Annotated in this window: 16 protein-coding genes and 1 tRNA gene; 9 read left to right on the plus strand and 8 right to left on the minus strand. The window is 71.5% G+C overall.

Features of this window, described 5'->3' with window-relative positions:
* Positions 1-35: 35 nt before the first annotated feature.
* Positions 36-563 carry a hypothetical protein gene (locus ACGH48_RS08665; protein ID WP_396291020.1) on the minus strand — a complete coding sequence of 176 codons (528 nt, stop codon included), beginning with the start codon at positions 561-563 and terminating at the stop codon, positions 36-38.
* Positions 564-981: 418 nt separating this feature from the next.
* Between ACGH48_RS08665 and ACGH48_RS08670 the strand changes: the two genes are divergently transcribed.
* Entirely contained in the window at positions 982-1,737 is a 756-nt protein-coding gene (locus tag ACGH48_RS08670) for a hypothetical protein (protein ID WP_396291021.1), read from the plus strand.
* A 171-nt stretch (positions 1,738-1,908) separates the two neighbouring features.
* Here ACGH48_RS08670 and ACGH48_RS08675 read toward each other — a convergent pair whose 3' ends face one another.
* Both ACGH48_RS08675 and ACGH48_RS08680 read right to left on the minus strand, forming a co-directional pair.
* The gene (locus tag ACGH48_RS08675; RefSeq protein WP_396291022.1) at positions 1,909-2,766 is read right to left on the minus strand and encodes a hypothetical protein; all 858 of its coding nucleotides are present in this window, start codon (positions 2,764-2,766) and stop codon (positions 1,909-1,911) included.
* Complete coding sequence (locus ACGH48_RS08680) at positions 2,766-3,410, minus strand: SatD family protein (RefSeq protein WP_396291023.1); 645 nt, start codon at positions 3,408-3,410, stop codon at positions 2,766-2,768. The genes ACGH48_RS08675 and ACGH48_RS08680 overlap by 1 nt, the downstream gene beginning before the upstream one ends.
* A 111-nt stretch (positions 3,411-3,521) precedes the next feature.
* On the opposite strand from ACGH48_RS08680, the gene ACGH48_RS08685 reads away from it, so the two are divergent.
* From ACGH48_RS08685 to ACGH48_RS08695, 3 genes are all read left to right on the plus strand, one after another.
* A tRNA-Val gene (locus tag ACGH48_RS08685) sits at positions 3,522-3,594 on the plus strand.
* A gap of 25 nt (positions 3,595-3,619) precedes the next feature.
* Positions 3,620-3,817 carry a hypothetical protein gene (locus ACGH48_RS08690; protein ID WP_123312854.1) on the plus strand — a complete coding sequence of 66 codons (198 nt, stop codon included), beginning with the start codon at positions 3,620-3,622 and terminating at the stop codon, positions 3,815-3,817.
* Positions 3,818-3,821: 4 nt separating this feature from the next.
* Positions 3,822-4,370 carry a hypothetical protein gene (locus ACGH48_RS08695; RefSeq protein WP_396291024.1) on the plus strand — a complete coding sequence of 183 codons (549 nt, stop codon included), beginning with the start codon at positions 3,822-3,824 and terminating at the stop codon, positions 4,368-4,370.
* A gap of 138 nt (positions 4,371-4,508) precedes the next feature.
* Here the strand turns inward: ACGH48_RS08695 and ACGH48_RS08700 are convergent, their stop codons facing one another.
* Entirely contained in the window at positions 4,509-5,390 is an 882-nt protein-coding gene (locus ACGH48_RS08700; protein WP_396291025.1) for an NAD-dependent epimerase/dehydratase family protein, read from the minus strand.
* 80 nt (positions 5,391-5,470) lie between these two features.
* Here ACGH48_RS08700 and ACGH48_RS08705 point away from each other — a divergent pair, with 80 nt between their 5' ends.
* Complete coding sequence (locus ACGH48_RS08705) at positions 5,471-6,049, plus strand: TetR/AcrR family transcriptional regulator (protein WP_123292596.1); 579 nt, start codon at positions 5,471-5,473, stop codon at positions 6,047-6,049.
* A 94-nt stretch (positions 6,050-6,143) separates the two neighbouring features.
* Here the strand turns inward: ACGH48_RS08705 and ACGH48_RS08710 are convergent, their stop codons facing one another.
* Positions 6,144-7,310 (minus strand): N(5)-(carboxyethyl)ornithine synthase, encoded by a 1,167-nt coding sequence (locus ACGH48_RS08710; RefSeq protein WP_396291026.1) that lies wholly within the window; start codon positions 7,308-7,310, stop codon positions 6,144-6,146.
* Positions 7,311-7,318: 8 nt separating this feature from the next.
* Positions 7,319-8,023 carry an HAD family hydrolase gene (locus ACGH48_RS08715; RefSeq protein WP_396291027.1) on the minus strand — a complete coding sequence of 235 codons (705 nt, stop codon included), beginning with the start codon at positions 8,021-8,023 and terminating at the stop codon, positions 7,319-7,321.
* Between the two features lie 28 nt (positions 8,024-8,051).
* Here ACGH48_RS08715 and ACGH48_RS08720 point away from each other — a divergent pair, with 28 nt between their 5' ends.
* A complete protein-coding gene (locus tag ACGH48_RS08720) occupies positions 8,052-8,399 on the plus strand; it encodes an ASCH domain-containing protein (protein WP_396291028.1) in 348 nt (115 codons plus the stop codon).
* Between the two features lie 109 nt (positions 8,400-8,508).
* Here the strand turns inward: ACGH48_RS08720 and ACGH48_RS08725 are convergent, their stop codons facing one another.
* Both ACGH48_RS08725 and ACGH48_RS08730 read right to left on the minus strand, forming a co-directional pair.
* Complete coding sequence (locus ACGH48_RS08725; protein WP_123312849.1) at positions 8,509-9,012, minus strand: hypothetical protein; 504 nt, start codon at positions 9,010-9,012, stop codon at positions 8,509-8,511.
* Between the two features lie 76 nt (positions 9,013-9,088).
* Positions 9,089-10,096, minus strand: a complete 1,008-nt coding sequence (locus ACGH48_RS08730; protein WP_340196529.1) for a helix-turn-helix transcriptional regulator — start codon at positions 10,094-10,096, stop codon at positions 9,089-9,091.
* A gap of 235 nt (positions 10,097-10,331) precedes the next feature.
* On the opposite strand from ACGH48_RS08730, the gene ACGH48_RS08735 reads away from it, so the two are divergent.
* Genes ACGH48_RS08735 through ACGH48_RS08745 form a run of 3 tightly spaced genes read left to right on the plus strand, consistent with a single transcriptional unit; the run spans position 10,332 to position 14,064 of the window.
* Positions 10,332-11,372, plus strand: coding sequence for an LLM class flavin-dependent oxidoreductase (locus ACGH48_RS08735; RefSeq protein WP_396291029.1), 1,041 nt, complete (start codon positions 10,332-10,334; stop codon positions 11,370-11,372).
* Entirely contained in the window at positions 11,369-12,745 is a 1,377-nt protein-coding gene (locus ACGH48_RS08740; protein ID WP_396291030.1) for an LLM class flavin-dependent oxidoreductase, read from the plus strand. Before ACGH48_RS08735 ends, ACGH48_RS08740 begins: the two co-directional genes overlap by 4 nt.
* The gene (locus ACGH48_RS08745) at positions 12,742-14,064 is read left to right on the plus strand and encodes an NtaA/DmoA family FMN-dependent monooxygenase (protein ID WP_396291031.1); all 1,323 of its coding nucleotides are present in this window, start codon (positions 12,742-12,744) and stop codon (positions 14,062-14,064) included. Before ACGH48_RS08740 ends, ACGH48_RS08745 begins: the two co-directional genes overlap by 4 nt.
* Positions 14,065-14,116: the final 52 nt, after the last annotated feature.

The raw sequence follows: 14,116 nt of genomic DNA on the forward strand, positions 1-14,116 counted from the left end.
GCGCGGTCGTTCAGCCGATGGTTTCGCGCCGTCGTTCAGCCGATGGTGGAGACCCCGCGGCGGAGGAGCGCACGGGCCGCTCGAGCGCGGGGGATGACCCACACCGCCGCCCACAGCACCATTCCGGCCCAGAGCAGGATCAACATCGTCGTGATGAGGGCGTCGTGCTGGTCGCGCATCGACCACGTCATCGCGATCCACAGCGTGCCGAGGACGACCTTGCCCCAGCCAGCGCCCTCGCGGTCGGCCTGCGCCTGGACCAGCGGGATCCACAGTTCCGCCGGGACCCCGTACGGCACCTGACCGTCGGCGATCCACTCGCGCACCGCGATCGAGCGCTCGTACCCGCCCTCGGCACGCCAGGCGCGCAACTGCAGGTACACGGCGATCGCGGCACCTGCCACCGCGGACGGGATGCCGACGGAGACCAGGACGGTGGTGGTCGCCTCGGTCCACGACGACAACACGAGCATGACGAGGACGACCGCGAACGCCGCACCCGTCACCCCGGAGCCGAGGAGCCGCAGCCGCCCGGATTCGTCGAGGACACCGGCACCGTTCACGAGGGAGAGGGTACGCGCCGTTGCTGCCCGCCCGCCCGTCGTCCGTCCGTCGGTCCGTGCTGCCCCGAGGTTCCGCGGTGTGCCCCGAGGTTCCGAAATCTCGGCATCTCGGGCCGCTGTTCGCCCGGGATCGGCACCTCGGCGATCATCGCGCGGCATGTCGTGGAACCTCGCCACGTCCTTCTGGTTCGGACTGGAGGCCCGTCCCGCGTCGTTCTCCACAGATGCGTCCCACCGGGGTCGGGCCCGACACCTCGTGCGCGATGCTCTCGTCATGGGGAATCGAGCACGCGTCGACCACTCGCCGAGGCCGTTCCCGGTGCGAGAGGCGCTGGCGGCCGGAGCGAGCCCATCGCGGCTGACCCGCCGCGACCTCAGGGCTCCGGTCCACGGCGTCCGCGTCCGAGCGGACGTCCCCGTGACGGTCGTGGAAGCGATCGCCGTCGTCCTCCGGAGCGACCAGTTCGTCAGCCACACCACGGCCGCTCGGCTCTGGGGAGCGCCGCTCCCGTCACGGCTCGACGACGAACTCGTGCACGTGACGGCGATCGGGACCGCGCCGATCATGCGTCGCCCCCAGGTCATCCCGCACCGGCTTCGGATCGAGGGCTTCCGGCCGGAACTCGTCCGCGGCATCCCGGTCAGCCCGCCAGCGCGCGCGTGGTTCGAATCGGCGTCACTGCTCACCGTCGTCGAACTCGTCGTCCTGGGTGACCACCTCGTCGGTCCGAGCGGGCTCGCCACCATCGACGGACTGGCGGCCGCGATTGTTGCCGGGAGTCGCTCGGCACGACGAGCACGAGCCGCACTCGACAGGGTGCGGACCGGAGTCGAGTCGCCCATGGAGACCCGTCTCCGGCTCGGCGTGGTCGATGCGGGGTTCCCGGAACCCGAGGTGAACGTCGACGTCGTGGACGACCATGGTTCCTTCCTCGGCCGAGCAGACCTCGCGTGGCCGACGCTCCGGATCGCCCTCGAGTACGACGGCGATCACCACCGTGACCGCCGGACCTTCCAGCACGATCAGCGCCGGTCGAACGGCTTCGCGGTGAACGGCTGGATCGTCATCCACGCAACATCCGCCGACACCGGGCGTCCGGCAGTGTTGTTCGAGCGACTCCGACAGGCCTTCGTCCAACGCCAGGTCGAGGGTCGGGCCCGACACGCGGCCTGACGCGTCTCCGAAGCGGCGCGGTGCGGGTGGACTCGCTGCGCCGAGGTTCCACAACTCGCCGTGCGTTCGTCGCCGAGGTTCCACACTGACGTGCTCAGGGCCGCGAGATGCCGAGATTTCGGAACCTCGGGGGACGGGACGGGACGGGCGGGCCGACGGGCTCCGCGCGGGTCAGCTGTGCGCCAGGAGCCAGCACATGCCGGCGGCCGCGAAGGCCATCGCCCAGCTCACCAGGCTGCCGATCAGGAAGTACTCCGCCTGGTAGCCGGTGGTCTCTCGGCGGATCTCGGGGAACCGGACGATGCCCTTGGCCGCGATCAGCGCAGCGACCACCGGGAAGGCCCCCGCCACCGCGAACCCGGCCAGCAGCAGTCGTTCGATCGGGCCGATCAGGCGACCGCCCTTGAGACGCACCGTGCTGTCCCCGGACTGTTCGGCGTCGGCGTCGGAGCGTCGGCGTCGCCCGAACCGGCGGCGGAGGTCATCGGCCTCGGCGCCCGTGACGGCTCCGCGCTGGAGTCCCGGCGGGAGTGCCTGGGCGACGACCACGTTCGCGGAGTCGACGAGGAACAGCGCCGAGCCGACACCGCCCACGACGGCGGCGAGCGGAACGGCGTCGACGAACGCCAGGCCCGAGCCGTCGTGCCAGTCGACCACGAAGCCCGTGCCGTCGGGCAGTGGCCCCCAGAGCAGCAGCACGGCGACGGCGACGGCGAGCAGTACCGCGGGCCAGGACCCGGACCCTCGCAGCAGCCCCCGGGCCGTCGGTTCGCCACGGTCGCCGTCCGCGGTCCCGCCACCGGCTCGGACCGGCGCGGTCGTGGCGATCCACGCCGCTGCGAGCACCACCGTGACGAGGACGCTCCACACGGGGACACCGAGACCGAGCCAGGCCACAGCGGACACCCCGGCCCACAGCACGACGATAGCGATGGTGGTCAGCGTGCGCTGTCGGTGCGCGTCAGTACCGGTCCGTGCCCGGACGACGTCGCCCAGCCCGATGAGTGCGAGGAGGATCCCGGCGAGCATCAGCGTTCCTGTCCCGCGAGGACCCGGAGACCCTCGACGATCGCGGCCACGCCCGACTTCTGCACCGACTGGGAGACCGCTGACGGGGTGATCCCCTCGGTCGCGGCGATCTGCGCCTGGGTCCGGCCCTGGACGAGTCCGAGCGCGATGCGTCGGCCCCGTGGTGTCAGGCGGGCCACGACGTGGTCGCGACTGAGGAAGTAGGCGTTCACGAGTCGCTCCTCGGTGCCGTGGCGGTCGTCGGACGCGTGGAACCACGACCGGAGGAAGGACGTCCGGCCGTCTTCGCGGCGGTGCGTCTCGTTGATGGCGTCGCGGGCGGACCACCATGCCGGGCCGTCCTGGAGCGGACCGCTCGTGCCGGACCCCACCGTGCGCACCGTCCCGCGACCCATCCCGAGCCGGACCTGCACCGTCGGTGGCAGCGCGAGCATTGCCGCGGTGCTGGCGACGAGCGCGTCGGTGAGCGTTGCGTAGATCACCTGGAACTCGTCGCCGACGGTCGCGTGCACCGGGTCCACCGGGGTGACGTCGGTCGTCTCGCGGAACGCCCGCTCGACGTCGCGCTGCGCGGCGGGGCGGTCCTCGAGCGTGCGGGAGTCGACGAGGTCGAGGATCACGGCGTAGATGGGCTCGTCCGACATGGGTTAAGTGTACGGCTTACTATCGGCGAAATGAAGCCGAGCACTGAACTGGTTCGCGGCCGGGCTGTCCAGCGCCACGATACGGGGGATCGACCTCTAGGATCGAGTCGCGGGCTCTTAGCTCAGTTGGTAGAGCACTTCGTTTACACCGAAGTGGTCGGCGGTTCGAGCCCGCCAGAGCCCACCGCAGAAGCGATCACGGGGGTCCGATGAACAGCCGACGACACGAACCGGTCCGACAGCACTCTGTCGACTTCCTGCCGGGAACGAGTGGGAACCCGGTCGCACCGTTCCAGCGCGACCACCAGCCCGGACAGGGTCCGATCCGTCACGATTGGGTGTACCTCGTCCCGATCGGCGCGGTCCTGATCGGCGGGGTCATCGCGTTCCTCGTGTGGGGGAACTGACCCGGTGATCGGTGCACCACGAACCCTGCGGTTGCTCGGCGCGGTCGCTGCGATCACGGTCGCTTCGGTCGTCGTGCTCACGGGTTGCTCGGACGGCGACGCTGCTCCGCACCCGTCGTCGAGTACGCACCGCCCGGACACGACGCCGACGACCGTGTCGGACACGGCGAGCGACGCGTCCGATTTCTTCTCGATCCTGCGCAAGCCCATCGCTGCGCGGGACGCGTTGCCCGCGGATCTGACGACGACTCCTGACGACATGGTCCCGAACAGCGCGCGGTTCGCCGTCGAGCACGACGGCACGGCCTACTGGATCGCTGCCGTCGCCGACGGTGGAGCGTGCCTGGTCGCGTGGAACGGCGACCCCGACAGTGCCGCGAACTACTCGGTGTGCGGGGGGAGGCAGGACATCCATCGGGCATCCGTCGTCACGAGCATGATCGACGAGCAGGAGCACCAGACCCTCCTGGTGTCCGACGGGTACACGAGCGTCGGGGCGGACCCGCTGCAGGAGCTCGCTCCCAACGTCTGGGTGTCGGCGCCCGGCGACTGACCGCACCGCCTGACCGACCGCACCGGTCCGCGCGACCGACGCGGCGCGGGTCACGTGCGCCGACGGCGGACGGGAGGCGCGGTGCGGGCCTGCACCGCGCCTCCCGTCCGTCCCTGACGTCGCGCCCAGGGCACGACGTCAGCGCTCGACGTGTTCCAGGTCCGCCAGCAGCGATTCGTGGACCGGCTCCCAAGCGAGCGTGCGACGCGTGTGCTCGCTCGACGCCGGCTGGTCCATCACGAAGATCGGGGCGAACGCCCCGAACGCCTCGTCCGCGACGCGCTCGACCGGCAGTCCGAGCCGTCGGCCGATCACCTCGGCGAGGTCGCGCACCCGGTCGCCCTCGTCGGCCACGGCGTGCCAGACCGTGCCGGCCGGTGCGACCTCCAGCGCCAGTCGGAAGAGGACGGCAGCGTCCCGCGCGTGCACGGCGGGCCAGCGCTGTTCGCCGTCTCCGGGGTACCCGGCCACACCGCTGCCTCGGGCCGTCTCGGTGAGGATGCCGGCGAAGCCGCCCGCGCCGTCGGCGTGCACGGTGCGCGGCAACCGGATCGCGGACACCCGCACGCCACGCTCGGCCAGGTCGAGCACGGCGAGCACCGATCGGGCGCGACCGGCGACCGGTCCCTCGAGGGGCAGGGGGTCCGCCTCGGTCGACGCCCTGCCCGGGACCCACGGTGTGCCGGACACGACGACGAACGGGCGGTCGGAGTCAACGAGTTCCTCGCCGAGTACGGCCATCGCATCCGCTTCCTCGGCGATGCCCCGGGTCAGGGCTTCCGGCGAGCTGAAGTCGTTCGAGAACGCGAGGCTGACGACGCCGTCGGCGGCGCGCGCACCGGCACGGAGGACGTCGAGGTCGCTGAGACCGCCCCGGACTGGTTCGGCGCCCGCCGCGGTGAGGGCTGCGGCCGAGCGTTCCGAGCGGGCGAGCGCAGTGACGCTGTGGCCTGCGGTGATGAGTTCGGCGACGACGGCCGTACCGATGGTGCCGGTGCCGCCGGTGATGAAGACGCGCATGGATCCTCCAGTGATGGGACAAGTGTCTCGTCACCGTACACCCGTGATGAGACAATTGTCCCGTCCCGTAGGATGCTCCCATGGCGCGATGGGAACCGGGAGCTCGGGAACGGCTGGTCCTGGCCGCCGTCGACCTGTTCTCCGAACAGGGGTACGACGAGACGACCGTGACGCAGATCGCCGAGCGCGCGGGGGTCACGAAGAGCACCTTCTTCCGACACTTCCCGGACAAGCGCGAACTGCTCGTCGCCGGGCAGGAGACGTTGAGCCGCTTGTTGTCCGAGGGGATCACCGACGCGGCGCCCGAACGTTCACCGCTCGACGCCGTCGCTGCTGGACTCGAACGTGCATCGGGCGAGATGGGTCCGATGAACCGCGAGCTGGGTCCGCGACTCAAGGCCGCGGTCGCCGCGAGCGCCGAGCTCCAGGAGCGCGACGCCCTGAAGAGCGTCGGGATGGCCGCCGCGATGACCGATGCGCTCATCGAGCGCGGGGTCGCGGAACCGACGGCCCGGCTCGCGAGCGAGATGGGCGTGCTCGCCTTCAAGCAGGGGTTCGACCGGTGGGCCGGTGCGGCACGCGCTGATGACGACGGACTCGCGGGTCATGCGCTCGCAGCGTTCGCCGAGCTGCGGGAGGCTGCTGCGGCGCTCCGGTGAGCACCGCCGACGCGGTACGACGAGGCCGTTGTCGCACGACGTCGACCTCGTCGTTCCGCATCGGGTCAGCGCCGACCAGCCCTCAGCGCCCGCGTCAGCCGGCCACCACGTGCGGGTACTCGTCCGAGCGCCCCTGGAACGCGAGGATCGCCGGGTTGCGCACGTGGCCGTCCTCGATCTCGACGGCGCGTCGGATCGTGTCCGATTCGGCCCACGACGACGGGCCCTCCATCACCGGTCGGAGGAACGGCATGAGCGCCTCGCTGATCTCCCACGTCGTCGAGTTCCAGAGCAGCGACGGGCTGTGGTCGACGGCGTAGTAGTTCGTGCTCTCGCCGACGGTGATCATCGGTTCCCCGAAGGTCGTCGCCTGCGCCCACTCGAACCCCATCCCCACGTCGATCGAGACGTCGACGATGAGGCTGCCCGGACGGAACACGCCCAGGTCCTCGGTGCGCAGGTACGTGAGTGGGGCGTTCGGGTCCTGGAGCGTGCAGTTCACGACGATGTCGTTCTCGGCCAGGTACGGCGCCAGCGGCACCGGACCGTCCTCGGTCTTCACCGTGTTGCCGCTGGGGTCGTGGTCGTCCTGGCTGATCTGCAGCATGTCGACGGAGGGGATCGGCGACCCCACGGCCGCGATGTCGCGGTTGGTCAGGACGCGGACGTCGTGGATCCCGTGGGCGTTCAGCGCGGTGACGGCACCGCGGGCGGTGGCCCCGAAGCCGATCACGACCGCGGTGAGCCGGCGGCCGTAGTCCCCGGTGGAGCCGCAGAGCTGCAGGGCGTGGATGACGGAGCAGTAGCCCGCGAGCTCGTTGTTCTTGTGGAACACGTGCAGGCTGAACCCGCCGTCCGACCGCCAGTGGTTCATCGACTCCCACGCGATGAGGGTCAGGCGCTTGTCGATCGCGACCTGGGTGAGGGCGGGGTCCTGCACGCAGTGCGGCCAGCCCCACAGGACCTGTCCGTCCCGCAGGTCCTCGAGGTCGGACACCTGGGGCTTGGGCAGCAGCACGACGTCCGACGCGGCGATGAGCTCGTCTCGGTCCGCCATGGCGCCGACCAGGGATTCGAGCTGGTCGTCCGTGACGCCGAAGCGGCGACCGTACCCGCGTTCCAGGATGATGTTCGCGCGCAGGTCGGGGTCGATGCGCTCGAAGTGGGCGGGATGGATCGGGAGGCGGCGTTCGTCGGGTTTCCGCGACTCGGCCAGCACCCCGAGGTGCAGCAGCGGCGATGCTGCCGGTGTTTGGGTCATGGTGCACTCTACGGCCGCGTGCCGCCGGCGAGCGCCGTGAGCACCAGGGTCTCCATGTCGGGGCCGTCCGTGGCCTCGTGGTCGATCAACAGCCCGTGCATCCCGGCGGCCCGGGCCGCCTCCACGTCGTGCGCGACACTGTCCCCGACAAACAAGCAGCCGCTCGACTCGACGCCGAGTTCGGCGGACAGGATCTCGAACGCTCGACGGTCCGGCTTCTGCACTCCGATCCGGTCCGAGGCGCACACGACGTCGACCGCGTCGAGCAAGCCGGTGCGGCGCAGCTTGTCGACCTGCTGCGTCTCGGTGCCGTTCGTCAGCACGCCGATGCGGTGCCCCTGCACACGGAGCGTCCGCAGCAGCGGCAGGCTCCCCGGGTACGCACGCCACGATGCCTCGTAGTGGTGCCGGTACGCGTCGAAGAGCTCGTCGAGCTCATGGTGGTCAGTAGGCGTCGGGACACCGAGCGCGGGCAGGACGGCCCGCAGCCGTTCGCGCCGCTGCTCGGGGAAGCTGATCTGCCCGGCTCGCCACCGCTCGAACTGCTCGGTCTCGGCGGCGAACCAGCGGTCGATGGCGGACACCGAGACCGGGATGCCGACTGACTCGAGGAACCGGACGGCTCCGGAGGTCGCTGCGCCACGGTGGTCGAACAGCGTCCCGTCGAGGTCGAACCCGACCGCGCGGAGCCCCGACGGCGATCGGTTCGTCATGAGGCCAGGATGTCGCAAGACTGGAGCGGTGTCTCCCACCGCAGCACCACAGACGATCCACTTCCACCAGAAGCACCACGACGCCGTCCAGCGCGGCGAGAAGGTCACGACGGTGCGCTGGCAGGAGGACGTCCGCACCGGCCCCGCGGTGTTCGTCTTCGACGAGCACCCCTCGGCGACGCCGCTGGCCGGCCAGGTCACCGAGGTGACCGACCACCGCCTGGCGGAGCTCACCCCTCGGGCCGCGCACCAGCCGGCCGACACCGACATGGCCGACTTCGCTCGGCAGCTGCGCGCCAACTACTACCCGGACATGCCGGACGACGCGGTGGTCCAGGTCGCGGTCATCGCGCTCGACGCGACACCGCCTGCGTGACGTCCGCCAGGGCGGTGGACGCCACGACCTGACGGACGGGAGGCGCGGTGCGGGCCCGCACCGTGCCTCCCGTCCGCCCGTCGGTCGCGCCCAGGGCGCGTGGTGGCGATCAGCCGTCGGTCTCGCCGTCGACGCAGTTCTCGACCTGCTGCGCCAGCTGCGAGTCGTCACTGAACGAACTCGGCGCGGCGGTCGCGGCGGTGTCCGACACCGCGTCCTGCGCGGTGTCGTTGACGGCGTAGAGCGGGCCGTCGAAGTCGTCTGCGGTCGGGTCGGCGGTGCTCGCCCAGACCGATACGGCGTCCTCCTCGTCGTCCTCGTTCGTGTCGTCGTCGCCCTTCGGCATGATCGTCGCACCGAGGTACCAGCCGCCGTCGCCCTTCTGGATGTTGGCGGCGGTGATCGTGTCGTCCGGGCCGACGGCGTCCGCGATCAGGTCGACCGCGGCACCCGAGGCGAGGTCGCACTCGGCCGCCTGCGACTTCTCCTCGGAACCGGGCAGCTGCCCGACGGGGTTCGGGTTCTGGGCGCCGCCGGGGTCGCAGGCGGTGAGCAGGAGGGCGATGGTGGCGGCACCGAACAGCGCCGTGGCGGTCTTCGTTCGCGTGGACATGGACGTGACGGTAGGCGAGCACGGGTGCGCGGCGACCCAGGTGTCCGCGACGGTCGGCGGGGTGCCGACCCGACCGTCACCGGTGCAGCGTGGCCTTCGGGTACTCGCCGTAGCGGCTCGTGTACTCCGCCGAGAACCGGCCGAGGTGCGCGAAGCCCCAGCGGCGGGCGACTTCGCTCACCGAGGTGGACGTCGAGTCGAGCCGCAGCAGGTCGCCTCGGACGCGCTGGAGACGCACGGACCGGACGTAGGTCGAGGGCGGCATCCCGAACAGCCGCTGGAACGACTCCTGCACGGCACGGACGCTCAAGCCCGACACGGCGGCGAGGTCCGACACGGCGATCGGTTCCGCCGCGTGCTCGTGCACGTGGTCGACCGCTCGCCGGATCCGGGCGTTCCGCGGGGCCCACAGGGCGCTCGACGGCCCGGCGGCCTTCGGCGGGTACAGGGCGAGGAAGGCCACGGCGACGGCCCGGGTGGCGTCCGACCACGCGGTGGAGGCCACACCCTGTGCCGCGAGGACCCGACGAGCGGACTCGAGGACCTGCCGCCAGCGCACGACGGCGTCCGCTGCGGGGACAGCACGCTCGTCGAGGTGCAGGCCGCCGGAGGGCAGGCCGTGGCGCTCCTCGGCGACGGACCGCACGAACGCGCGGGTGAGGTGCACCATGACGGCGTCGTGGTTGCTGGCCTCGACCACGGCGCGTCGTTCGGTGGGCATCAGCGCCGGCACGCCGTTGTCGACCGGCCCGCCGCCACGCAGGAGGTCGAGCGTGACGACGCCGCCGAGCACCAGGACGACGATGTACGCGTCGTCGGGGGCCACGGTGCCGCGGACGTAGCCGCGCATCTGCGACCGGCGGAGCGTCACGTTGCCGTCACCGACGGCCAGGTACCGGAACGAGTACGCCCCGGTGGTCGGACGGGTCTGCCAGGAGGTGCCCGTGACGAGGCCCGGCAACTGCTCGAGGGCCTGCTCGGGCGAGGACGCCGAGGCCTCCAGGCGGACCGGTGCGGCCGCTGTGGAAAGGGTCGATTCGGTGACGTTCGCGGATGACGTCTCGTCGACGGATTGCTGCGACACGGTGACGCTCCCTGATCGGCTCGAGGAACACAGGAGTTCCGGCGACCGGGGTCCGGGGCAGCTGCCGCCAAGCTACGTCGGTCCTGCTCCGGGCACAAGGGCGGCGATGATGCTCCTGTTCCGCGCTGCGCGCGCTCTCCTACGTTCCGTGACGAATCACTGCGCCCCGTTACGTCGACGCTCGTGCGCATCGCTCGCTCGTGTTTGCATCGCTCCACTGACGAGGGAGTGTTGCATGACGCACGTCGAACGCACCGCCCGCGCGGCCACGGTGCCGTTGCGGATCGCGGTGTTCTCGCACGGCACCGAGGCGCCGCCGGCGACCCGGGCCTACCGCGAGGAGCTCGAGCTCTTCACCGCGGCGGAACGCCTCGGGTACGACGGGGCCTGGGTCCGCCAGTTCCACTTCCGACACGACGACGCACCGGCGCGCGGCGGACTGCCGTCACCGTTCGTGTTCTTCGCGGCCCTCGCCGAGCGGACGTCCACCCTGCGGCTCGGGCTCGGAGCGGTCACGCTGCCGCACGAGGACCCGGTCCGGGTCGCGGAGGACGCCGCCGTCCTCGACGCGATCAGCGACGGCCGGGTGGAACTCGGCGTCGCCAACGGTGGCGGCCCGGAGACCCTCGACGTCTTCGCGCCCGGTCTGGTCGGGGCCGACCACGACACCCGTCGTGCCGCGTTCGACGAGCAGCTCGCACGGCTGCTCGACGCGCTGCGTGGTGCGTCACTCGGCACGGGGACCGCACGCCTGAACCCGGACGGCAGCGGGCTGCTCGACCGGATCTGGGACGCCACGCTCAGCGCCGAGAGCGCCACCGTCGCCGCCCGTCGGGGGCACGGAGTGCTGATCGGCACCACGCAGACCGTGCCGGCCGAGGTCACCGCGGACGCCTACCACGCCGCACTGCCGGACGGCGCTGTTCCCCGCGTCGCGCTCTCGACGGCGATCTACCCGGCGCCGGACCGCGAGACCGCGCTGCGCGAGGCGCGTGCGGGCATCGAGGCGAAGTACGCGTGGGGCGAGTCGTTCCTGCCACCGGCGACGACCCTGGCCGAGAAGGCCGCGTCGCTCAACCTGCACTACGGCACGGCCGACGACATCGCCGAGTCGATCGCGTCGAAGCCGTACTCCCGGTACGCGACGCAGCTCAACGTGCAGGTCGACGACGGCTACTCCGACGTCGGTGCACGGACGGACGCCCTCGCGCTGTTCGCCGAACAGGTGGCCCCGCAGCTCGGCGCCGTACTGGCCCACGAGGCGGTGACGGCATGACCCGCGACGGCGGCCTGGTGCTCGGCGGGATGGTCTTCTACCCCGGCGGCGAGCACGTCACGAGCTGGCGCCTGCCGGGCAGCGAACCGGACGCCTACCTGGACGTCGAGTACTACGTCCGGTTCGCGCAGACGCTCGAGCGCGGTGGGTTCGCGACGCTGTTCATCGCCGACGAGCTGTACGTCTGGGACCGCTTCGCGTCGGGCATCGACCACGCCGTGAACATCCGCACCGAGCCCTTCACCCTGCTCGGTGCCCTGTCGCAGCGGACCGAGCACATCGGGCTCGCCGCGACGGTCTCGACCACCTACAACGAGCCGTACCACGTGGCCCGGAAGCTGGCGTCGATCGACCACCTGAGCGAGGGCCGGGCCGCCTGGAACCTCGTCACGAGCGCCTCGGACGAAGAGGCCTGGAACTTCGGTCGCGACGCGAACCTCGACCACGCCGTCCGCTACCGCCGGGGTGCCGAGTTCGTCGACGTCGTGCAGGGCCTCTGGGACAGCTGGGACGACGACGCGTTCCTGTACGACCAGGAGTCCGGGTACTTCGCGAAGCGCGACGGACTGCACGTGCTCGACCACGAGGGCGAGTTCTTCCGCGTACGCGGGCCGCTCAACATCGCCCGGCCGCCGCAGGCCCACCCGGTGCTGTTCCAGGCCGGGGCATCCGAGGCCGGCCGTGCGCTGGCCGGTGCGAAGGCCGAGGGCGTCTTCACCCTCTGGCAGGACGACCTCGCCGACGCACAGGCCCTGTACGCCGACTACAAGCGCCGCGCCGTCGAGCACGGACGTGACGCGTCGTCGATGCTGATCCTGCCGGCGGTGTCGCCGGTGATCGGCGACACCGAGGCCGACGCGCTGCGGCAGCTCGACGAGATCGAGGAGCTGACACCGGACCGCGTCTCGCTCGACCTGCTGTCCCACTACCTGCAGACCGACCTGTCCGACCGGCCGCTCGACGCACCGTTCGAGCACGTCTTCGACGAGACGGCAATCAACCAGTCGAAGTCCGTCTACGAGTCGATCCGCCGCATCGCTGCCGAGGCCACCACGCTGCGCGAGGTCTACCGGACGATCCTGCGCCGTCGGTTCCTGCCGGGCACACCCGAGCAGATCGCCGACTGGCTGACCGAGCGCTACGAGCAGGACGCCGCCGACGGCTACATGCTCGCGTTCTCGTCGATCCCGGTGAGCGTCGACCGGTTCGTCGACCAGGTGGTGCCGGAGCTCGAACGTCGTGGCGTGTACGACCGCGCGTACCGCGGCGACACCCTGCGGGAGCACCTCGGGCTGGCGCGACCGGCGAGCCGGTACGACGGTTCGGCAGCCGTGCCCGCGCCAGCGACAGTCGACCAGGAGGCGTCCGCATGAGCGACCGCATCCTGCTGGGCGCCTTCGCCTTCCACCCGGGAGGCGCGCACGTCACCGGGTGGCGGCACCCGTCCTCGCGTCCCGCCGAGCACCTGAGCATCCGGCACCACCGGCACATCGCGCAGACCGCCGAGCGCGGGGTGTTCGACACGCTCTTCCTCGCCGACGGCCTGTACTTCTGGGACCGGTACCCGTCGGGCGTCGACCACTACGGTGCGCTGCGGCCCGAACCGTTCACGCTGCTCGCCGCGCTGTCCCAGGTGACGTCGCGGATCGGCCTCGCCGCGACCGTGTCGACGACGTACAACGAGCCGTACCACGTGGCCAGGACCCTCGCCTCGCTCGACCACCTCAGCGGTGGGCGAGCCGCGTGGAACCTCGTCACGAGCCGCTACGACGAAGAGGCCCGCAACTTCGGTGGTGACGCCCACATCGACCACTCCCGACGGTACGAGCGCGGTCGCGAGTTCGTCGACGTCGTGAACGGGCTGCTGGACAGCTGGGACGACGACGCGATCGTGGCCGACCCGGCGTCCGGGGTCTTCGCGCGCCGCGACGGCCTGCACCGTCTCGACCACGAGGGCGATTTCTTCCGGGTGCGCGGGCCGCTCAACATCGCGCGGCCGCCGCAGGGCCACCCGCTGCTGTTCCAGGCCGGCGGGTCCGAGTCCGGGCTGGAACTCGCCGCGGACACGGCCGACGCGGTGTTCACCCGTGGTGGCTCCACCGCGGACGTCCGACGCTTCGTCGACGACCTGCGCGCCCGCGCCGTCCGGCACGGCCGCTCCGCCGACGCGGTGAAGATCATGCCGTCGGTGATGCCGGTCGTGGGGGAGACCGCCGCCGACGCCCGAGCGGAGGCGGACGCGATCCTCGCCCTGACGCCGGACGCCCTCATCCTCGAGGACGTGTCGCACCAGATCGGGCAGGACCTGTCCGGCCGCGACGTCGACGTGCCGTTCGACTACGCCGAGGAGTTCGACACCTCGAACGAGACCCGCTCGCCGAAGCCCGCGGTCGAACGGCTGCTCGCCGACGGCCCGGCGACGCCCCGCGACGTCTACGCGTGGTCGTACCGCCGGAGCCTGCTGACGGGCACCGGTCCGGAGATCGCCGACCGGTTCGAGGAGCTCGCCGACGACGGTGGCGCCGACGGCTTCATCGTGCAGTTCCCGTACCTGCCCGGCGGGATCGACCGGTTCGTCGACCACGTCGTCCCGGAACTGCAGCGCCGCGGCCGGACCGCGACGGCGCACGACGACCTCACCCTGCGCGAGCGCTTCGGACACCCCCGGGTGCCGGACCGCGCGCACCGCTGACCGCTCCACCGCTCCCTGCACAGCACCCCTGCAACCCGAACCCCTAGGAGTC

Origin of the sequence: Curtobacterium pomorum (assembly GCF_044497295.1) — a bacterium.
GTDB lineage: Bacteria > Actinomycetota > Actinomycetes > Actinomycetales > Microbacteriaceae > Curtobacterium.

Bases quoted from the DNA above. Each gene is read 5' to 3' on its own strand.
- ACGH48_RS08675 (WP_396291022.1), bottom strand. From the start codon at position 2,766: ATGCTCGCCGGGATCCTCCTCGCACTCATCGGGCTGGGCGACGTCGTC.
- ACGH48_RS08715 (WP_396291027.1), bottom strand. From the start codon at position 8,023: ATGACGAACCGATCGCCGTCGGGGCTCCGCGCGGTCGGGTTCGACCTC.
- ACGH48_RS08735 (WP_396291029.1), top strand. From the start codon at position 10,332: ATGACGCACGTCGAACGCACCGCCCGCGCGGCCACGGTGCCGTTGCGG.
- ACGH48_RS08700 (WP_396291025.1), bottom strand. From the start codon at position 5,390: ATGCGCGTCTTCATCACCGGCGGCACCGGCACCATCGGTACGGCCGTC.
- ACGH48_RS08680 (WP_396291023.1), bottom strand. From the start codon at position 3,410: ATGTCGGACGAGCCCATCTACGCCGTGATCCTCGACCTCGTCGACTCC.
- ACGH48_RS08745 (WP_396291031.1), top strand. From the start codon at position 12,742: ATGAGCGACCGCATCCTGCTGGGCGCCTTCGCCTTCCACCCGGGAGGC.
- ACGH48_RS08690 (WP_123312854.1), top strand. From the start codon at position 3,620: ATGAACAGCCGACGACACGAACCGGTCCGACAGCACTCTGTCGACTTC.
- ACGH48_RS08740 (WP_396291030.1), top strand. From the start codon at position 11,369: ATGACCCGCGACGGCGGCCTGGTGCTCGGCGGGATGGTCTTCTACCCC.
- ACGH48_RS08725 (WP_123312849.1), bottom strand. From the start codon at position 9,012: ATGTCCACGCGAACGAAGACCGCCACGGCGCTGTTCGGTGCCGCCACC.
- ACGH48_RS08705 (WP_123292596.1), top strand. From the start codon at position 5,471: ATGGCGCGATGGGAACCGGGAGCTCGGGAACGGCTGGTCCTGGCCGCC.
- ACGH48_RS08710 (WP_396291026.1), bottom strand. From the start codon at position 7,310: ATGACCCAAACACCGGCAGCATCGCCGCTGCTGCACCTCGGGGTGCTG.